This window comes from bacterium, from assembly GCA_026708055.1.
In the GTDB taxonomy this organism is placed as follows: Bacteria; Actinomycetota; Acidimicrobiia; order Acidimicrobiales; family CATQHL01; genus VXNF01.
Window position 1 is genome coordinate 56823 of sequence record JAPOVS010000054.1, and the last position, 19450, is coordinate 76272.

At 70.6% G+C, this 19450-nt stretch carries 20 protein-coding genes and 1 riboswitch; of the genes, 19 read left to right on the plus strand and 1 reads right to left on the minus strand.

The features are described from left to right. Nucleotide 1: 1 nt before the first annotated feature. The 9 genes from OXG55_11805 to OXG55_11845 all read left to right on the plus strand — a co-directional run bounded on the left by OXG55_11805 (nucleotide 2) and on the right by OXG55_11845 (nucleotide 8424). The gene (locus OXG55_11805) at nucleotides 2-400 is read left to right on the plus strand and encodes a twin-arginine translocase TatA/TatE family subunit (GenBank protein MCY4103922.1); all 399 of its coding nucleotides are present in this window, start codon (nucleotides 2-4) and stop codon (nucleotides 398-400) included. Further along, nucleotides 397-1233: a twin-arginine translocase subunit TatC gene (tatC, locus tag OXG55_11810; GenBank protein MCY4103923.1), complete on the plus strand. Its 837-nt coding sequence runs from the start codon at nucleotides 397-399 to the stop codon at nucleotides 1231-1233. The genes OXG55_11805 and tatC overlap by 4 nt, the downstream gene beginning before the upstream one ends. Beyond that, nucleotides 1230-3389 carry a DEAD/DEAH box helicase gene (locus tag OXG55_11815; protein MCY4103924.1) on the plus strand — a complete coding sequence of 720 codons (2160 nt, stop codon included), beginning with the start codon at nucleotides 1230-1232 and terminating at the stop codon, nucleotides 3387-3389. The genes tatC and OXG55_11815 overlap by 4 nt, the downstream gene beginning before the upstream one ends. Nucleotides 3390-3429: 40 nt before the next feature. Next, entirely contained in the window at nucleotides 3430-4038 is a 609-nt protein-coding gene (locus tag OXG55_11820) for a hypothetical protein (protein ID MCY4103925.1), read from the plus strand. A 48-nt stretch (nucleotides 4039-4086) separates the two neighbouring features. Further along, the gene (locus OXG55_11825; protein MCY4103926.1) at nucleotides 4087-5295 is read left to right on the plus strand and encodes a M20 family metallopeptidase; all 1209 of its coding nucleotides are present in this window, start codon (nucleotides 4087-4089) and stop codon (nucleotides 5293-5295) included. A gap of 33 nt (nucleotides 5296-5328) precedes the next feature. Continuing rightward, nucleotides 5329-6936: an FAD-dependent thymidylate synthase gene (locus OXG55_11830; GenBank protein ID MCY4103927.1), complete on the plus strand. Its 1608-nt coding sequence runs from the start codon at nucleotides 5329-5331 to the stop codon at nucleotides 6934-6936. Between the two features lie 107 nt (nucleotides 6937-7043). Then, complete coding sequence (locus tag OXG55_11835; protein ID MCY4103928.1) at nucleotides 7044-7532, plus strand: DUF4193 family protein; 489 nt, start codon at nucleotides 7044-7046, stop codon at nucleotides 7530-7532. Nucleotides 7533-7630: 98 nt separating this feature from the next. Beyond that, a complete protein-coding gene (locus OXG55_11840) occupies nucleotides 7631-8023 on the plus strand; it encodes a GNAT family N-acetyltransferase (protein ID MCY4103929.1) in 393 nt (130 codons plus the stop codon). Beyond that, the gene (locus OXG55_11845; protein ID MCY4103930.1) at nucleotides 8023-8424 is read left to right on the plus strand and encodes an NUDIX hydrolase; all 402 of its coding nucleotides are present in this window, start codon (nucleotides 8023-8025) and stop codon (nucleotides 8422-8424) included. The genes OXG55_11840 and OXG55_11845 overlap by 1 nt, the downstream gene beginning before the upstream one ends. Here the strand turns inward: OXG55_11845 and OXG55_11850 are convergent. Next, nucleotides 8350-9705, minus strand: a complete 1356-nt coding sequence (locus tag OXG55_11850; protein MCY4103931.1) for a hypothetical protein — start codon at nucleotides 9703-9705, stop codon at nucleotides 8350-8352. The genes OXG55_11845 and OXG55_11850 overlap by 75 nt on opposite strands. An 81-nt stretch (nucleotides 9706-9786) precedes the next feature. Continuing rightward, nucleotides 9787-9899, plus strand: a riboswitch (TPP riboswitch). Here OXG55_11850 and OXG55_11855 point away from each other — a divergent pair. From OXG55_11855 to OXG55_11900, 10 genes are all read left to right on the plus strand, one after another. Beyond that, nucleotides 9884-11077 carry a thiamine ABC transporter substrate-binding protein gene (locus tag OXG55_11855; GenBank protein MCY4103932.1) on the plus strand — a complete coding sequence of 398 codons (1194 nt, stop codon included), beginning with the start codon at nucleotides 9884-9886 and terminating at the stop codon, nucleotides 11075-11077. (Overlaps the previous riboswitch by 16 nt.) A gap of 217 nt (nucleotides 11078-11294) precedes the next feature. After that, nucleotides 11295-12821 (plus strand): iron ABC transporter permease, encoded by a 1527-nt coding sequence (locus OXG55_11860; protein ID MCY4103933.1) that lies wholly within the window; start codon nucleotides 11295-11297, stop codon nucleotides 12819-12821. Nucleotides 12822-13074: 253 nt separating this feature from the next. Further along, nucleotides 13075-14115 (plus strand): ABC transporter ATP-binding protein, encoded by a 1041-nt coding sequence (locus OXG55_11865; GenBank protein ID MCY4103934.1) that lies wholly within the window; start codon nucleotides 13075-13077, stop codon nucleotides 14113-14115. 221 nt (nucleotides 14116-14336) lie between these two features. Continuing rightward, nucleotides 14337-15293, plus strand: a complete 957-nt coding sequence (locus OXG55_11870; protein ID MCY4103935.1) for a hypothetical protein — start codon at nucleotides 14337-14339, stop codon at nucleotides 15291-15293. 85 nt (nucleotides 15294-15378) lie between these two features. After that, the gene (locus OXG55_11875; GenBank protein MCY4103936.1) at nucleotides 15379-16599 is read left to right on the plus strand and encodes an ATP-binding protein; all 1221 of its coding nucleotides are present in this window, start codon (nucleotides 15379-15381) and stop codon (nucleotides 16597-16599) included. Between the two features lie 77 nt (nucleotides 16600-16676). Continuing rightward, nucleotides 16677-16910 carry a type II toxin-antitoxin system ParD family antitoxin gene (locus OXG55_11880; protein ID MCY4103937.1) on the plus strand — a complete coding sequence of 78 codons (234 nt, stop codon included), beginning with the start codon at nucleotides 16677-16679 and terminating at the stop codon, nucleotides 16908-16910. A gap of 9 nt (nucleotides 16911-16919) precedes the next feature. Then, nucleotides 16920-17228 carry a type II toxin-antitoxin system RelE/ParE family toxin gene (locus OXG55_11885; protein ID MCY4103938.1) on the plus strand — a complete coding sequence of 103 codons (309 nt, stop codon included), beginning with the start codon at nucleotides 16920-16922 and terminating at the stop codon, nucleotides 17226-17228. 80 nt (nucleotides 17229-17308) lie between these two features. Continuing rightward, nucleotides 17309-17560: a type II toxin-antitoxin system Phd/YefM family antitoxin gene (locus OXG55_11890; GenBank protein ID MCY4103939.1), complete on the plus strand. Its 252-nt coding sequence runs from the start codon at nucleotides 17309-17311 to the stop codon at nucleotides 17558-17560. Next, entirely contained in the window at nucleotides 17557-17823 is a 267-nt protein-coding gene (locus tag OXG55_11895) for a type II toxin-antitoxin system RelE/ParE family toxin (protein ID MCY4103940.1), read from the plus strand. The genes OXG55_11890 and OXG55_11895 overlap by 4 nt, the downstream gene beginning before the upstream one ends. A gap of 411 nt (nucleotides 17824-18234) precedes the next feature. Next, the gene (locus OXG55_11900) at nucleotides 18235-19278 is read left to right on the plus strand and encodes a nucleotidyltransferase domain-containing protein (GenBank protein MCY4103941.1); all 1044 of its coding nucleotides are present in this window, start codon (nucleotides 18235-18237) and stop codon (nucleotides 19276-19278) included. Nucleotides 19279-19450 lie beyond the last annotated feature (172 nt).

Sequence of the window (19450 nt, forward strand, 5' to 3'; positions counted from 1 at the left end):
AGTGCTGGGGTTCCTGAACATCGGACCCGGCGAGGTCGTGGTGATCCTCGTCATCGCCCTGGTCGTCCTCGGCCCGAGCCGGTTGCCCGCGACGGCGCGGACCCTGGGCCGCTTCATGGCCAGGACCCGCGACGTCGTCGCCAGGTTCCAGCAGGAGATGCAGGCTGCCGCTGATCTTCCGCTGGAGGTCATCGCCCGCGAGCGGGGCCGTCTCCAGGAGCCGATCCGAACCTCCGACCGGACCGGCACACCGCAGTCCGATGAGCCGGAGCCCGGCGACGGCGAACCCGCCGTGACCGCCACCGAGCCCGACGAGATCGACGAAACCGTCGGCGGGGCATCCGAAGTGCCCGCCGCTTCCGAATCGGATTCCGAGCCCGAAGACCACGACGCTCGATGAGCGACGTCCCACCACTCGAGGAGGCCGCGGGCGGTCGGATGACCCTCATGGAGCACCTTGCCGAACTTCGCCGCCGGCTGATCATCTCCATGGTCGCGCTCGCCTGCGGTTTCGTGGTCTGCTGGGTGTTCTACCCGCAGATCCTGGACTTCCTGGTGGCGCCCTATTGCGACGTGGTGAGCCCCGACGCCGAGGGCCTCGACGCACCCGGAAATTGCCGCCTGCTGGTGCTCGATCCCCTCGAGCCGTTCGCGGTGCGCGTCAGCGTGGCGGGGTACGGCGGCGCTGCGCTGGCCATGCCGATCCTGTTGTGGCAGGCCTGGCGCTTCATCACGCCCGGCCTCTTCCCCCGTGAGCGTCGCCACACCGCGGGGTTCGTCATCATGGCCACGCTGCTGTTCGCCGGTGGCGTGGCCCTGGCGTTCTGGACGATCCCGCGCGCCCTCGGCTTCCTGGCCGCGCTCGGCGGCGACGATCTCGTCAGCTTCTTCTCGCCGCGCCGCTATCTCTCCTTCGTCGTGAAGATGGCACTCGCTTTCGGCTTGGGCTTCGAGTTCCCGATCGTCCTGATGTTCGGCCAGATCACCGGCATCATCCCGACCCGCACGCTGCAGCGGATCCGCCCCTGGGCGGCCGTGGGGATCGTCGTCGTGGCAGCCGTGATCACCCCCACGGGCGACCCGTTCACCCTCCTCATCCTCTCCGGCCCGATGTACGCGTTCTACGAGCTGTCGATCCTCTTCGGGGTGCTGAGGCAGAGGCGAAAGGACCGCGAGGAGGCCGCGGAGTCGGCGCCGACCCCGAGCGAGCCGGCCGCGGACGACACCTCGTGAGCAGCGTCGAAGCCGCCACCGGCGAGTTGACCTATCCCTTCGAGTTGGATCGCTTCCAGCTCGAGGCCATCGAGGCGATCGACGGCGGCGCCTCGGTCCTCGTCGCCGCACCCACGGGGGCCGGAAAGACGGTGGTGGCCGAGCACGCCGTGCGAGTGGCGCTCGCCACCGGGCGGCGGGTCTTCTACACCGCCCCGATCAAGGCGCTCTCCAACCAGAAGTACTCCGACCTGGCAGCCGAGCACGGCCCGAAGGTCGTCGGCCTGCTGACGGGCGACAACGCCATCAACCCCTCCGCACCGGTGGTCGTGATGACCACCGAGGTGTTGCGCAACATGATCTACGCCGATTCACCGGATCTGGAGGAGTTGGCCTGGGTCATCCTGGACGAGGTGCACTACCTGCAGGACCCCTACCGCGGCCCTGTCTGGGAGGAGGTGATCATCCACGCCCCGCCGGCGGTTCGGTTCGTCTGCCTCTCCGCCACGGTCTCCAACGTCGGCGAGATCCGCTCCTGGATCAGCGAGTTGCGAGGATCGGTCCGGGCCGTCACCGAGACGCGCCGCCCGGTCAGCCTGGACAGCCTCGTGTGCTTCGGCGACAACGAGCGCGCCAACCTGCGCTTCCTGCCGGTGCTCATCGGCGACCGTCCCAACCCCGAAGGGGAGCGCATCGACCGCGACCGCCGGCGGCGGCGCGGCGCGGGGGGACGCCGCTGGCGCGCACCCGACAGGGTCGCCGTCATCGAGGCGCTGGCACGCCGGCGGATGCTGCCCGCCATCTACTTCATCTTCAGCCGGGCCGGCTGCGACGACGCCGCCCGCCTCGTCGCCGGTGCCGGTCCGGAACTGACCACCCCGGCGGAGCGGGACCTGATCGCCGAGATCGTCGAACCCTACGTGGCCGCCCTCGGCCGTCACGACCGCCGCGCCGTGGGCTACGAGGCCTGGTCGGCGCAGATTCTCAGCGGGGTGGCCGCTCATCACGCCGGAATGCTGCCGCCTTTCAAGGAGGCGACCGAGGCCTGCTTCCGGCGCGGCCTCATCAAAGTCGTGTTCGCCACCGAGACCCTGTCGCTGGGCATCAACATGCCGGCGCGCACGGTCGTGATCGAGCGGCTCACCAAGTTCTCCGGGGACGGCCACGAGCTGCTCACGCCGCTGAGCTACACCCAGCTGACCGGGCGCGCCGGGCGGCGTGGGATCGACGACCAGGGCTACGCGGTGGTGCTGTGGAGTCCCCGTCTGCGCTTCGGCGACGTGTCGGGGCTGGTCGGCAACCGCACCTTCACCCTGGTCTCGGCCTTCCGCCCCACCTACAACATGGTGGTGAACCTGATCGCGCGCCTCGCACCGGATGAGGCGCGCAGCGTGCTGGGGCGCTCCCTCGCCCAGTACCAGGCCGATCGCGAGGTCGTCACCCTGGAGCGGCAATTGCAGGAGGGCCGCCGGGCGCTGGCGGAGATCAACGCCACGGCTCGCCGGCGGGGGAGCGCGGAGGCGCAGCGCCGCTTGCGCCGCACCGCCCGCAGAGTGGAGGACCTTCGAAACCGGCTGAGAAGCAAGAAGGACACTCTGGCCGCCGAGTTCGACGAACTCACCGAGGTGCTGCGCCGGCGCGGCCACCTCGACGGTTGGGCGCCGGCTCCGAGCGGCAGGGTGCTCGCCGGCATCTACCACGAGAGCGACCTGCTCCTCACCGAGGCCCTGGTCGGCGGCCACTTCGACGGGCTCGACGAGCCCTCGTTCGCGGCGCTGCTGGCCTGTTGCACCTACGAGCAGCGCGGCGGTGACGTACCGGTGGAGCCGCACTGGCCCACGGGGTCGCTGCGGCGCAGCTGGGCGCGCCTGGGCGAGGCGCACGAATCGCTGACCGCCACCGAGGTGACGTGCCTGGGCCGCCCGCGCACCCGCCCGCCCGACGGGGGATTCGCCGCGCTCGCCTACGGGTGGGCGGCGGGCGACCCGCTGGCGCGTGTGCTGGACGGCCACACCACCCCGGGCGACTTCGTCCGCAACGTGAAGCTCGTCTGCGATCTGGCCCGCCAGATCGGCCGAGTGGCACCCGATCCGGCCACGACGGCCACCGCGGCCGCGGTGGCGAACGCCATGTTCCGCGGCGTGGTGTCCGCCTCGGTGCTCGACGCCACCGGCTGAGGGCGCCGCCGGAGCGGGCCAGCGGGGAGGGGAGCGGGCTTTGGGCATCCGCCGCGGCGGCGACTGGGGCACGCAGGGAGCGCTCCCCGAGGGCGGCGTGGTCGTCTCCGGTGACCGCGAGGCCCGCGACGTGGTGGAGGCGGCGCGGCGGCGCGGCGAGCCGCTGCCGGTGCTCGGCCTCGCCGGCGGGGACCTCTGCCGCACCCTCGGGGGGAGCGGCGACCTGGCCAGGCTGGCAGAGGGGGGCTCGCTGCTGACCTGCGATCTGGGCTCGGTGCTGCTCGACGGCAGGATCCACTGGTTCACGGCACACCTCGTCGCCCGCCACAGCTGGCTCACCGGGCGGGTCCTGGTGGTGATGAACGCCGCCTTCCTGGGGCGCTGGAACCTCGGCCCGCGCGCCCATCCCGGCGACGGGCTGCTGGACATCAGCGACGCCGACCCGGCGCTGCGCCAGCGGTTGGCAGCCTGGCGACGCCTCCCGGCCGGCACGCACCTCCCGCACCCGGCGATCGCAACGAGCCGGCGCGCCGCGTTCAGCACGAGCTTCGATCGTCCGGTGCCGGTGCTGCTGGACGGCGCGCCCGTGGGCCGTGCCAGCACGATCACCGTGCGGGTCGAGAGCGACGCCCTCGTCGTGGTGGTCTAGGCGCATACGGTCCGAAGCCGCCGGGACGACCGGTGGTAGATTCGCCCCGTGGTTCGCTCCTCGCCCGGATCCGCCGACTTCAAGGCGCGAGCCGCGGCGGCGGTGGAGGCACGCGCCGCGCAACTCACCGAGATCTCGCACCGCATCCACGAGAACCCCGAGTTGGGATTCGAGGAGCACTTCGCCCATGACCTGCTGGCCGATGCGGCCGAGGAGGCGGGGCTGGCCGTCCAGCGGCAGGCCTACGGCGTGGCGACGGCGTTCGCGGCCCGCGCCGGGACCGAAGGACCCCTCGTGGCCTTCCTCTGCGAGTACGACGCGCTGCCCGGCATCGGCCACGCCTGCGGGCACAACATCATCGCCGCCTCGGGCCTCGGGGCAGGACTTGCGGCGGCGGAGGTCGTGGAGGAGCTGGGGGGTCGCCTGCTGATCCTCGGGACGCCGGCCGAGGAGGGCGGCGGGGGCAAGCTGCATCTCATGGACGGGGGCGCCTTCGCCGGCGTGGACGCCGCCCTCATGGTGCATCCCGCCGGGTTGGAGCTCTCCGAGATGCAGACGCTGGCGGTTCAGCAGCTGCACGCCCGCTACCGCGGCCGTCCCGCGCACGCCGCCGCCGCTCCCCAGGCCGGCCGCAACGCCCTGGACGGGGCGGTGTTGGGCTATGTCGCCGCGGCCGCCCTCCGCCAGCACATCGCGCCCGACGAACGGTTCCACGGGATCTTCACCGACGGCGGCCAGAAGCCGAACATCGTTCCGACTTTCGCCGAGACCAACTGGTACGTGCGGTCGCCCACCGTCACACGGCTGGAGTTGCTGAAGGAACGCCTGGCCGACTGCCTGAACAGCGGTGCGCTGGCCGCGGGCGTGGGTCTCGAGTTGGCGTGGGCGGAGTATTTCTTCGCCGAGGTGCGCAGCAACGGCCCCCTCCTGGAGCTCTGGAAGTCCAACGCCGCCGCCGTCGGCAGGCAGCCGCAACGGCCCGCCCCGGGCCGCACCGTGATCGGCAGCACCGACATGGGCAACGTCAGCCAGGCGGTGCCGTCGATCCACCCCATGATCGCGGTCGGCCCGCCGGATGTGGCCATCCACACCGAGGAGTTCGCCAGATGCGCCCGGGGGCCCGATGGCGACCGCGGCGTCGTCGACGGCGCCAAGACGCTGGCCGCGGTGGCGATCGACTACTGGAGCGACGCCTCGGTGCGCGCCGCGGTGACTGCCGACTTCACCGGCGGGGGCAGCGCCCCGGCGTCGGGCTGAGGGCTCGGCCCCCGCAGCCGGCGACGACAGATCATGTACGTCGCTGAGACCTTCACGGCCGCCGAGGCCGACATCCTGCGCCGCTACTTCACGAACCTCGACCAGCCCGTATTCGCCCTGGTGAACTTGCCCGAGGTCGTGAAGGGAGCGCTGTTCGCCCGGTACTCGCGGTCGGCAAAGAGCCTGCGTCGCCTCTTCCTGGACGAGTTCGTGGGCGAACTCGACGTCAGCGGTGACCTGGGCGTGGATGCCACGATCGGCCTGCGCCGCGCCGAGGAACTCTACGACCGGGTCTTCTTCGAGTACGGCGACGACTCGGTGGCGCAGCTCGGGGGCGTGCACCTGGCGTGCGAGCAGGCCTCCAACGTGCTGACCAAGGTGCTGGAGTGGGGGAGGCTGATGTCCTACCTCGAGCAATCCACGCGCTATGTGGCCTACGACGCACGTCTCGGCGGCCGCTACCGCTACTACCGGGATCCCGACATCCTGGGTTCGAGCCTCGGCGCCCGCTACATCGCCGACCTCGACGCCATGTTCGAGTCCTACAGCTCGACGCTGCCCGTGATGAACGAGCATTTCCGCCGCCGGTTCCCCATAGCCCCCGGGGACTCGGACTTCGTGCACCGTCAGGCCATCCGCGCCAAGTCCTTCGACTCGGTCCGGGGGATGCTGCCCGCCGCGGCCCTCTCGAACGTCGGGATCTACGGCAGCGGCCAGGGCTACGAGAACCTGCTCCTGCGGATGCGCGCCCACGCGCTGCCGGAGGTCCGCGCCTACGCCGACATGATGCTCGTCGAACTGCGCAAGGTCATCCCGTCGTTCCTGAAGCGGTTGGACGTCGAGGACAGGGGAGTGGCCTGGAGCCGGTACCTGCGCGCCACCGGCGACTCGATGCAGGCCCTTGCCCTCGAACTCTTCAGCGATGCCGAGAAGCCCTACGAGGAGGTCCCCGCAGTCCGGCTCGTGGACTTCGACCCCGACGCCGAGGTGAAACTCGTGAGCAGCGCCCTCTATTCCCACGTCGACGTCCCCGAGGAGCAGCTGCGCGCCCGCGTCGAGGACATGAGCGCGGAGGATCGCCTGCGCGTGCTGCTCGCCTACACCGGCGACCGCCGCAACAGGCGTCACAAGCCTGGGCGCGCCCTCGAGACGCCCTGCTACCGCTTCGACGTGCTGTGCGACTACGGGGCCTTCCGCGACCTGCAGCGTCACCGGATGCTGACGATCGAATGGCAGCGGCTGTCACCCGGCCACGGCTACAGCATGCCTGAGGCGGTCGCGGCGGCCGGCCTCGAAGGCCTGTTCACCGAGACGATGGCCCGGAGCGCCGAGCTGCACGACACGTTGCTGGAGCACTTCCCCGAGCAGGCCGCCTACGCGGTCGCCCTGGCCTACCGCATCCGTTTCGTCATGCAGATGAACGCCCGGGAGGCGATGCACCTCATCGAGCTGCGCAGCAGCACCCAGGGTCATCCCGCCTACCGCCACGTGGCTCAGGAGATGCACCGCCTCATCGAGACCACCGCAGGACACCGGGCGATCGCCGGAATGATGTCCTTCGCCGACCGCTCCCGCGGACCCGAGCTCGAACGACTCGCCTCCGAGCGTCGGGCCGCGACGCGCCGCCGCGACGCGGTCTAGCGCCGGAGGCTCCCCGGCCGCACCGCAGCACTACCGCATTTTGTGACGGCGTGTGTCTATGATCCGCCTCTCAGGTGATCGGTGCCCGCACGAGGCCGGAGAGACGCATGTCCGACGATGACAACTTGTTGGACCTCGACATCGAGGAAGAGGACGACGAGGCGTTCGACCCCGAATTCGACGAGGACATCGAGGAGGACGACGACGACGACCATCTCGCCGACGACGACGACGATGACCTCGAGGAGGACGATGAGGAGGAGGAGGTCCCCGAGCGCAACGCCAAGCGGCCGCCTCAGGCCGAGGGAGAGTTCGACGACGAGGTGGACCCGGACAATCTCGAGGCGGATCTCAACACCATCCTGCGAGACCGCATCGCCGCGGGCGACGACGTCGAGGACGACGAGGAGACCGGTGAGGTCGAGACCGGCCAGCCGGCGGAGTTGCTCGGCTCGGTGACACCCCGCCGCGACGACGAATGGCTCTGCGAGGGATGCTTCCTGCTGGTGTCGAAGAGCCAACTCGGCAGCCGGACGGAGCCTCGCTGCCCGTCAGGCGAGGAGATCTGCCCGTCGCTCGACAGGCTGGGCCCCTGAGAGTCGGCGTCGCCGCGGCCACAGCCGCCGACTGCACCGCCCTGGAGGCCCTCACCGGGACCGCACGGGAGGAAGCGGCGGGCCAGCGGGGCGGCGCCATGCTGCTGGCGATCCGCTACCCGGAGGCTCTCGATGCCGCCGGATTTCAGCGCCTCCTGGAGACGGGCGGCGTGCGGGCCTGGGTCGGCGACCTCGACGGTTCCACGGTCGGCTTCGCCGCGGCGCGGCTGGTGGAACTGGCGGACGGCACCTCGCTGGCCGAGATCGATGCGCTCTACGTCCTGCCCGAGGCTCGAGGGGTGGGTCTGGGCGAGGCGCTCATGGACGAGGTTCTGGCGTGGGCCGCCGGCGCAGGTGCCGCCGCGGTCGACGCGGTGGCCCTTCCCGGCGACCGGGTGACGAAGAACTTCTTCGAGCGCTACGGGATGACCGCCCGCGCTCTGCAGGTCCACCGACGGCTGGACCCTCCGCCCGCGGCAAGCGCCAGCTGATGCGTCCCGAGGTGTGCGTCGGCGCGATCGCCGTGCGCGACGGCTGCGTGCTGCTGGTGCGCCGGGGCCACGGGCCGGCGGCCGGCCAGTGGTCCGTGCCTGGGGGACGGGTGGAGTGGGGCGAGACGCTGGCCGCGGCCGTCGTCCGGGAGGTGGCCGAGGAGACGGGCCTGGAGGTCCTCTGTGAGGAGTTCGCCGACTGGGTGGAGCGGATCGGCGATCAGCACCACTACGTGATCGCCGACTTCTGGGTCACCGTGCTGAGCGATCACCCTCCGGTGGCCGGCGACGACGCCGCCGAAGCTCGCTGGGTGCCCCTGGAAGGCCTAGACGTCCTCGACCTCACCGCCGGGCTCAGAGACTTCTTCGCCCGCATCGGCGTCCTGGACCGGCTGGCCTGAGGCCTCGGCCGCCTCGTCGGCTGCCTCCTCCGACACCGGCTCCTCCACAGCTTCCAGCTCGGCGGTCTCCTCGCTGAGGTCCTCAGGCACCGGCTCCGCGGCTGAGTCCGGCTCGGCGACCTGCGCCGGAACATCGAAGTATTCCCCGAACTGTGCGCGCAGCGCCGGGAGGCGCTCCCCGAAGCGGCGCACCGTGCGGAGAAGACGCTCCGAGGGCTCCGGCGGCAAATCCTGCGCCACCAATACCAGGCGAATGGGGGACTGTGCAGCCGCTTCCAGCATCCTCACCCACAAATCGTCCTCGGTGCCGGCGTTCAACTGGGACGCGACGCCCTCCTGCAGGCTCGCGGCCAAGCTCTCCGGCAACGGGGTCCCCGCCTTGGGAGGACGCTGGCTGACGCGCAGGGCGGTCACCAGGCGACCCTTGCGGAGCAGCGAACCCAGGTCGGCGATCCAGGCCGAGTGTTCACGGTCGACCCGGGCGTCCAGCTTGCCGCGCAGTTCATCCGCCAGGGCGCGAGCCTCGTCGTCGGGGTACTTCTCGGGGATGCCGGCCACGACCGACCGCAGGTCGCGCAGATCCACCTCGTCGGTCACCTTGCGGGCTGCTTCGGCGCGGTCCCGCCAGTCCACGACGCGGTAGGCCGAGAACAACCTCTCCACGACCGCCAGGCGTGCGTCCCCGGCGTCGCCGGAGCGGCTCGCTTCCTGCCCCTCGCCCGGCTGGCCCTCGGATTGCAGGGCCTGGCGCACCGCCCGGATGCCCTCGTTGGCAAGTCTCTCCGCAATGGCTCTGTCGTCGGCGGACAGCGTTGCCAGCCAAGCGTCGCGGTGGCGGTTCTCCGGGCGCAGTCGCGGGGCGCGCGGGGGCCTGTCGCGCCCGCCGCGGTGCCCGGTGCCGTCTCGTCCGGACCGCCCACCCTCCCGGGCGCGGCCGCCGCCTCCCTTGCGTCGTCGCCCGTCACGGGGGGAGTCGATCTGGTCGGCCGACTTGCGTGCCAGGTTCGGAGCCATCGTCACACCCTCGGTGAAGCGCTTCGAGCCGAGATGCTCCAGGCGCGGCGAGGGCGGACGCTCGGTCTTTGTCGGCAGCACCTGGCGCACCGCGATGCCGTCCACGCTCACCTCGGCCTCCACCCGCAGCACATCACCCACCGCCGCGCCGGCGGGGACGAGACCCTCGGAGAGCACGCCCTTCGGCTGGCGAGCCCCTGCTGCCCGCCAGGTCCAGGTACCGTCGGGGCGCCGGCTGGTCAGCATGACCTCGAGGCGGTGCGACATGGCGTCAACGCTACCGGCGTGCCCGGACAAGGGGGAGCCGGCCAGAACCTTGCGGCCCGGTGGCGACACGTCGTACAGTGGACGGTGAAATCGGGGAGCTCGAATTCTCGGGCTGAGAGGGCGGGGCGACTCGCCGACCCGCAGAACCTGATCTGGGTAATTCCAGCGGAGGGAAGCAATGCGCATTTTCGCGAAGTCTCGTTTTCTTGTCGTCTTGGTGGGCTCAGTTGCGCTGGCGGCGCTCGTCATCGCCGGCTGCGGTGAGGACGGCGGCACGCCGACCGCACCGGCAGCCGAGACTGCGCCCGCTCCCGAACCGCCGCCGCCGGAGCCGCAACCGCCGGCAGCCCCCGAACCGCAGCCGGCTCCCGCCCCGGAGCCGCCGCCGGAACCCGCGCCCGAGCCACCACCGCCGCCCGAGCCGGCGGAGATCACGGTGGTCACCCATGACTCCTTCGCCGTCTCGGAGGGGATCATCGAGTCGTTCGAGGAGAGCACGGGTGTCACGGTGAACCTGCTCACCGGCGAGGACACGGGTTCGATGCTCAGCCAGGTCATCCTTACGAAGGACAATCCCATCGCGGATGTCGTATTCGGCATCGACAACACGTTCCTGCAGCGGGCGCTGGACGAGGACCTCTTCCTCCCGTACCGCTCACCGGCCGTCGAGTCCGTGTCCACTGAGCTGCAGCTCGATGCACAGGACCGGGTCACGCCCATCGACTACGGCGACGTCTGCGTCAACTACTGGATCGACGCCACCGACGGTGCCCCGCCGGAGACCCTCGAGGACCTGGCAGATCCCCGCCACGCCGGGTCGTTCGTGACCCAGAACCCGGAGACCTCCTCGCCGGGCCTGGCATTCCTGCTCGCCACGGTGGCGGCGTTCGGCGTCGACGGCTGGGAGGACTACTGGAGCGACTTGCGGGACGGGGGCGTGTCGGTGACCGCCGGCTGGAGCGAGGCGTACTTCGGGGAGTTCGTGGCCGGGGGAGGGGAGCGCGCTCTCGTGACCTCCTACGCCACCAGCCCGGTTGCGGAGGTGATCTTCGCCGATCCGCCCACGGACACTCCGCCCACCGGCGTGCTGACCGACGGCTGCTTCCGCCAGATCGAGTTCGCCGGCATCCTGGCGGGCACCGAGAACCTCCCCGGCGCGCAGGCTTTCATCGACTTCATGCTCTCCGACACCTTCCAGGAGGACATCCCGCTGAACATGTTCGTCTTCCCCGCCAGCAGCAGTGCGCAGGTGCCGGAGGTGTTCGCCACCCATGCGGTCGCGGTTCCCGAACCGCTGAGCCTCGATCCGGCACTCATCGCCGCCGAGCGCGACAACTGGACACGCCGCTGGGTCGAGATCGTCCTGCGCTAGGGGAGCGGCGCATGCCTCCGACACCGGTCGCGCACCTCATCCCAGCGAGGGCGCACCTCATTCCGGCACCGGCCGCGCACGTCTTTCCGGCGAAGGCCGGAATCCAGAGCCCGCTGACATCCTGATCTCCGCCACGCGGTCCGCTCGTCGGCTCGGCCCGATCGCCCTCGCGGCGGCGCCGGCGGCCTTCATCGGTGTCTTCTTCCTCTATCCCCTCGTGGGGGTGTTGACCCGCAGCTTCGACGCCGGAACCCTGCTGGAGACCTGGCGCAACCCGGTCACGACCGACGTCCTGTGGTTCACGACCTGGCAGGCACTGGCCTCCACCGGAGCGTGCCTGGCGGTGGCCCTGCCAACCGCGGCGGTCCTGGCGCGCCTGCGCTTCCGGGGCCGCAGGCTCGTGCACGCCCTGCTGGTGGTGCCGTTCGTGCTTCCCACGGTGGTGGTCGCCGCGGCCTTCCTTTCGCTGATGGATCGCTTCGGCCTGACCGACCGGTTCCACCACACCGTGTGGGCGATCCTGGCGGCGCATGTGTTCTTCAACTACGCGGTCATCGCCCGCTCGGTGGCGGCCTACTGGTCCCAACTCGATCCCGCTCCCGAACAGGCCGCCGCGGTCCTCGGAGCGAGTCCCCTTCGCGTCTTCGGAGCGGTCACGCTGCCGCGCCTGGCCCCGGCTATCGGTGCCGTGAGCGCCATCGTGCTCCTGTTCAACTTCACATCGTTCGGCGCGATCCTCATTCTCGGCGGGCCGCGCCGGGCGACGCTCGACACCGAGATCTGGCGCTTCGCCGTGCAGCGCCTGGAGTTCGACACGGCGGCGGCGCTGGCGCTGCTGCAGTTGTTGTGCGTGCTGATGCTCGTCGTGGGGGCGACGCTCTGGCAACGCCGCCGACACGTCGCCGAGCGTCTCCGCACCGACACCGCCCGGCGTGTGCGCGCCAGCGCCGACCGGGCGCTCTTGGCCGGAGCGCTCAGCGTGGCCGCTGTGGTCGTGGGATTGCCGCTGGCGATGCTGGTGGAGCGCTCGTTGCGCAGCGGGGGGGACTACACGCTCGAGAACTACCGGCGCCTGGGGCAGAGCGGTGAGCGCCTGCAGGCCCTGTTCGTGTCGCCGCTTGCGGCGATCCGTCACTCCCTGGAGTTCGCCGCGACCGCCACCGGCATCGCCACGATCGGCGGCCTGCTGGTCGCCCTGGCGGTCAGCGGCCGCCGCCGGCGGGGCGCGGCGACTCTGGAGGGCGCCTTCCTGATGCCGCTGGGCACTTCGGCGGTGATCCTGGGCTTCGGGATGCTGCTGGTGCTGGACCGCCCCCCGCTCGATCTGCGCCTGTCCTGGTGGCTGGTGCCGATCGCGCACGCGCTGATCGGCATGCCGTTCGTGATCCGCTCGGTCACGCCGGCCCTGGCCGCGGTGAGCCCGCGGCTGCGCGAGGCGGCCGCCACGCTGGGCGCCCGGCCGGCACGGGTGCGACGCGAGGTGGACCTGCCCCTGGCCCTGCGCGGTCTCGCCGTCGGCGCCGGGTTCGCCTTCGCGGTGTCGCTGGGTGAGTTCGGCGCCACCGCCTTCGTGGTCCGCCCGGAGCGACCCACGGTCCCGGTCGCCATCTTCCGCCTCCTGGGACGACCCGGTGAGACGGCGTTCGGGCAGGCCATGGCCATGAGCGTGATACTGCTGGCCATGACCGCCGCGGCCGTGCTGTTGATCGACCGGCTCCGCCCCGCCGGGGCGGCGGACTTCTGAGACGGGGACTTCTGAGATGGCTGGGCCCGACTCCGGCGCCGCGCGGCACAACGCCGGCGGGCGGCTGCCTCGCGGACAGGACGGCGGGGGGGGAGAGGGAGAGGCGGCTTACGATCGGACGGCGAATCCCGCAGCATCATCCCCGGAGCCTGCCCCTCCATCGTCTTTCCGGCGAAGGCCGGAATCCACCCCCAGACTCGATCCGGGGCCGGAATCCACTCCCGGAGAGGGACTGACGATCGGCGGCCTGACGGTGAGTCTCGAAGGCCACGAGATCCTGCGCGGCCTCGAACTCTCGGTGCGCCGTGGCGAGATCCTGGCCCTGCTGGGGCCGAGCGGCTGCGGCAAGACGACGCTGTTGCGCACGATCGCCGGCCTGCAGGCGCCCGACGGCGGCTCGGTCTCCTGGGCGGGGGAGGACCAGCGGTCGGTCCCCGCCCACCGCCGGCGCTTCGGGATGGTCTTCCAGGACCATGCCCTGCTGCCGCACCGCAACGTGGGCGCCAACGTGGCCTTCGGGCTCCGCATGCAGAAGGTCCCGGTGCCCGAGCGCCGCCGCCGCGTGGCCGGGATGCTGCACATGGTCGGGCTTCAGGGGTACGAGCGGCGCAGTGTGGCGACTCTCTCGGGCGGGGAGGCCCAGCGCGTCGCCCTGGCACGCGCCCTGGTGACCGAGCCCAAGCTGCTGCTGGCCGACGAACCGTTCGCGGCCCTGGACCGCCCCCTCCACGATCGCATCCTCGTCGACGTCAGGCGCATACTCACCGAACTGCACCAGACCGCGATCCACGTCACCCACGACCACACCGAAGCGTTCGCGCTCGCCGACACAGTGGCCCTCATGCGTGAAGGCCGCATCCACCGCACCGCCACCCCGCAGCAGTTCCGAGACGACCCCCAGGACGCCTGGACCGCCACGTTCCTCGGACTCGGAACCATATGGCACCCCCCGCCGGGAACACCAGCAATCGCCGACGCGACGATCCAGACCCCCTGGGGGCCGCTGCGTCCCGCCGCGGGCACGCCGGGACGGCTGCCGACAGGGCCGGACCCGCAGGTGGCCGGCGAGGGATCCTGCCTGCTGATCCGCCCCGAAGCGGTCCGCCCAGCCGGCGCTTGCGGCGTCACCGCCGCCGTCAGCGACGTCCGTGTCGTCGGCGACCGCACCGTCGCCACCTTCGAGGTCCCCGGCGCGCCACCCCTCGACGGCTACCTCCCCGCCGGGGCTGCTCCCGGCCGGGCCTGCACGATCAGCCTTGACCCCGCCGAGGTCGCACTGCTGCGGGGCGAGTAGCCGTCGCGCGAAGTCAGACGCAACACAGTGGCGCGCCGCGGGCGTCGTGTACTAGTGTGGCGAACGTGGCGAGGCTCGCTGGTTTCATCCGTCGGCTCCGCCCTGTCCGGGGGGGGGGGGTGTTGTGTTGGTTGCCGGGCGGGTCGATGCTGCGCGATCTGCTGTGGGAGCACCGGTGGTGGAACCGTCAGGCGCCGCGGCGTGACCGAATTTGGTGCGCTGTGCGCCAGGCCGTCGTGCTGGCAGCTCTGGGGGTGGGGCTTACGGCGGGCATCGCCGCTGCCAGCGACGACGAGGGCGGCACCGCGGATATCGGAATCAAGGTTGGCTGCGCCGACCAGCTGCGGCCCCCCGTTGACGTTGAGACGCGCTTCGGGGGGTCTGACATCGGTGCCGATTGGTACCTGATCTGCGCGCTCCGCAACACCGAGACCCGGTCCCGGTGGGTGTCGGTGGTCACATCGGGCAACATCACAGCGGACTCGGAGACGGTGGAGGGGGTCAGCCTCGGAACCGAGGCCGACGATTGCACCGTCTATGTGCCCACGGGCGCCAAGGCGGGACCCCCGCCGGTTCAGTGCGCCAACGTTCAGCTGCCCGCCGCCAAGCCGGGGGTTGTTTCAAAATTCCGCACCGCCGTCTACGTGGGCCTGCCCGAACTCCGCCGAGTGAGCCCATCGTTCCCCGCCGACAGTGCCTTTGCCTGCACCCATGCGCTCATCGACGAGCACTTCAAGGGCTGGAATGTGGGATGCGGATTCGACTTCGACGACGAAGCGGGCACCGTCGACGGGCGTTTCTACGTCCGCTGCGACACCCGCACCCTTGAGGCTTTCGACCCCGGTATCTGGACTTGCGGCACCGACGGGCTCGTGTATGGAACGCCGCTTCCGCAGGCTGCGCTAGTCCATATCCCGCTGTACTGCGACGCTGCGGTGCAGGGGACTTTCACCCTTTCGGTCACTGCCCACTCCCCTGTGCAGCGCACCGACTACAACGCGGCGTACAGCGTCACCAGCGACGTATGCCGCGTGGCGAAGGACACCAAGCGGGCCGCCGAGTTGAACGTCGCCAACGCCGTGCTCGACGCGCGGATCGACGGGCTCGAGGCCGAACTCCGAAGCAACTGCTCCGAGATCAAGCGTCTGGGCCACACTCCCGACAGCGGCCGCTGCTGAGGGCCACGGAGCCGGTTCACAGACGCCTGCGCCTCCGCGAGGCGACAGATTGTCCACCTAGCCTCGGTGGATTATCATTTGCGACATGCTGGATTGTCCACTGCAGCGTCTCGTAGGCCCGAGCCTGCGGTCTCGCCTCTCGGTGATGCCCGCGGTGGTGGTAACCGGCGCGCGGCAGACGGGCAAGAGCACCCTGGTTCAGGAACTCATGCCCGGGCCGCGCCGCTACTTCTCCTTCGACGACTTGGATGTGGTCGACGCGGCCCGCCGCGACCCTGAGGTCCTAGTGGGGGGAAGCGAGCCGGTGACGCTCGACGAGGTGCAGCGCGAACCCGGCGTCCTGAGCGCGGTGAAGCGGGCCATCGACCGTGAGCGCACACCGGGGCGGTTCCTGCTGACGGGGTCGGCCAACCTGCTGTTGATGCGGCGCGTCTCGGAGTCGCTCGCTGGCCGGGCGAGCTATCTCCTGCTCTCTCCGATGACCAGGCGCGAGCAGCGGGGGAGGGGACGGGGCGGCATCTGGAGTGAACTTCTGGACGCCGACGAGCGGCATTGGTCCGAGATCGTGGCGATGCAGCCTGAGGAACCCGAGGATTGGAAAGAACTCGCGGTCCGGGGTGGATTCCCAGTGCCAGCGTTGGAACTCGGGACGCCGGATCAGCGGGCGATCTGGTTCGGCGGCTACGTGACGACGTACCTGGAGCGCGATCTGCAGAACCTCTCGGCCGTCTCAGCGCTCCCGGACTTCCGGCGGTTGATGCGGGCCGTGTGCCTGCGACTGGGCGGGTTGGTCAACAAGACCGAGTTGGGGCGCGACGTCGCGCTGCCGCAGACGACGGTGCATCGCTACCTCAACCTGCTCGAGACGTCGCTGCTCCTAGTACGCGTCCCCGCCTACGCGGTCAACCGCACCAAGCGTCTCATCAAGTCGCCGAAGCTCTACTGTGCCGACATCGGCCTGGCGTTGCATCTGGCGCAGGTCGCCCCCAATGGCGCGCACTTGGAGAACCTCGTTCTGGCTGACCTGCTGGCCTGGCGCGCCACCCGCACCGATCACGCAGAGGTCTGCTACTGGCGCACCACGGCTGGAGAAGAGGTCGACTTCGTCGTGGAGGTGGGCGGCCGCCTGCTCCCGATCGAGGTCAAGACGACGCAACGTCCCACCCTTCGCGACATCAGGCACCTTCGGTCCTTCCGGGCGGAATACCCCGAAGCGGCGCGACCCGGCTTGCTGCTCCACACCGGCACCGCAGTCGAGTGGCTGGCCCCCGACGTCCTCGCCGCACCCTGGTGGCGGATTCTGTAGCCCGCCACCTGTGAGGTCGAGCCCCGAAGGGCCCTCCTCCCTTGGCAATTCTTGCCAACGCACTACAATCGGCGCGCATGACGACGATGAACGTCTCACTTCCCGACGAACTCAAGACATTCGTCGACTCCCAAGTCAACCTTGGCCACTACGGCTCGACGAGTGAGTATGTGCGTGATCTGATCCGACGGGACCACGACCGCCGCCGGCTCCGAGCCGCGCTCCTCGAAGGAGTTCGCACCCTCGTCGTCGGCACCGCAGACGCCGCCTACTTCGAGTCACTCCGACACCAAGCCCAGGTCGAGGCCTGAACTCAATCGGTGCAGGTCGACCTTCGCGCCCTCGCCGCCGCCGACATTGAGGCCGCGGTCGATCACTACCGAGACGAAGCCGGCCCGCAGGTAGCTCTCGACTTCGTGGACGCGCTCGCGGCCGCCATCAACCATCTCCGCAACCATCCGAACAGCGGCTCCCTCCGGTTTGCGTTCGAACTCGAGATCCCGGAGTTGCGGAGTTGGCCTCTCCCGAAGTTTCCCTACCTCATCTTCTACGTGCCTGAGGACGGCCGCGTCGACATCTGGCGCGTCCTGCATGCCAGGCGAGACATCCCGGGCCTACCTGTCGTCTGATCCTCTCCGATGAACCGGGTGCCGACAGGGGCTGGAGGCGCATGCGCCAAGGCGTGTCCCTCAGAGTGTACGATTCGTACATGAATGAGGTGGCGGTAAGCGAGGCGCGAAACCGGCTGGCCGAGGTGATCGAGGAGACCCGCCGCTCAGGCGAGCCGATCTCGGTGACGCGGCGCGGTCGGCGGGTCGCCGTGATCCTGGACTCCGACGCATTCGACCGGCTCGTCGACAGTGCGGACGACGCCGCTGATCGCCGCGAGCTCGAGGCCGCGCGGCGCGACGACGACTACGTGCCCTGGGATGAGGTGAAGGCTGCGCTGGGACTCGAGTGAGCCGCTACACCGTCGAGATCGCCCGCCGGGCGGTCAAGGCGATCGCCCAGCTTCCGCGCGTCGAGCAGCAGCGGGTTCGAGCAGCGATTGACCTGCTGGCCGACGAGCCGCGGCCTTCGGGCTGCGTCGCGCTGGCAGGCGAGGAGTCCGTGTACCGGGTACGCGTCGGCGACTACCGGATCCTCTACGAGGTCATCGACGCCCGCCTGCTGATTCACGTCGTCCGCGTCGCCCATCGCCGCGAGGCCTACCGGCGCCGCTGAACCCAATCAGAAGGCCGACGACGACTCCGAGGCCGGAGGTGCAGCCGATCGCTTCGGCCCTCAGTGTCCGGCGCAGTCGCTGGACGAGAGTTCTCCACCACGGTGGGGAACGATTCTGCGGACCGCTGGACGGGTTCAAGATCTCGCTGCTCGCGTCGGCCTGGGCGACTGCGCGGAAATCCGGCGAGGCCGCGGCCAGGCATTTCAGCACCGGCCCGAACGAGCCGTGACCCGCTTTCCGGTCACCCTTGCCGATGATGTTGGAAACGCCAGTCAGCTTCCCCTGCCGTGCAGTGGGGGAGAGGTGAGGCCCGTGTCGGCGGTTCCTGCCTCGGCGGCGGTGGAGCCCGGTCCGCACCGTCGCAGCCGCCTCTCCGCGGGCGGGGTCCTGCGGGGGCGTAGAGTGGGGTTGTGACAGTTGTAGCGCCACCGGTCGGGGGGCCTTCGCTGCGGGACGCGGGGAGGGCGGCTGAGGTGTTGGCGGACGCGGGGGTCGCGGTGGTGTTGCTGTACGGGTCGGTGGCCCGCGGCGATCAGCACGCCGACAGCGACATCGACTTGGTGGCGGTGCTCGACGATCTGGACTACTCCACGCGTTGGCAGCGGCGGTGCGAGCTGGAGGGGTTGGCGACCGGGGCCGCGGGGCGGCGGGTGGAGGTGTTCGTCACCGACCGCCCGGAGTGGGAGCACCGAACGAGCCGGGTGGCCACCTCGTTCGAGGCGGGCATCGCGGACGACGCCGTCGTGTTGTGCGACCGCCCGCCCGACGGCGTGAGGTGGACCAAGGAGATCGGCATGCCGGCCAGCGACTTCGACGAGGCCGTGGCCTCACTGCGCAACACGAACCAGGCCCTGGGCGAACTTCGCGACGACCTTGAGCCCGGTGGGAACGAACGGGATGAGCGCGCCGCCGGCGACGCGTTCGAGTATTCGGTTGCCGTGGCCATTCGCCTCCGGGGCGTGTGTTCCCGTTCGCAGTCGGCGTTGGAGAACGCTTTGAAGGCGCTGATCCACCTCTTCGGAGACGATGCGCCGGGGAAACTCCACGCCCTTGACGAACTGTTGGCGAAACTGCCCGATCCCCCCCAGCGGGCCGCCGCGGCCATCCTGGAGGGGCTGGACCTGCCGGTGGTCTCCGAGTGGCGCAAGCGGGGCACCTACCCGGCCGACTACCCGGAGATCAGCCTGCCGGACCTGGTGCTCGCCGCCGGTGCCTTCGCCTCGGTGGCCTGCGCCCTCAGCAGGCTGACTGCTCGGCACGTAGCCGAGACGGCCCCCGCCGCCGAGGCCGGCGCGTTGCCCGCTCCCGGTACCCCGGCCCGAGAGGCCGCGAGGGCGGCGAGGCGTTGCGCGGGCATCGAGCAGATCCTGGCGGGCTGGGACTTCACACGGGAGACGCCGACCGCGCAGATGGGCATCCCCGAGCCGCCCGAACTGCCTGATCCGCGGGGCTGATCCCCGCCCCCGGAGTCGACGCCGGAACTCTGACGCCGCGGGCGGCAGCCACCTCGGCGGCGACCGTGATGGCGGCCACCCGCTCCTATCGCCGGAAATGTCCGTTATGTAAACTAGGGGGCGGAAACACACACGCCGCCGGCCGGCACGTGCGGCAGCTAGTGGCCGGTAG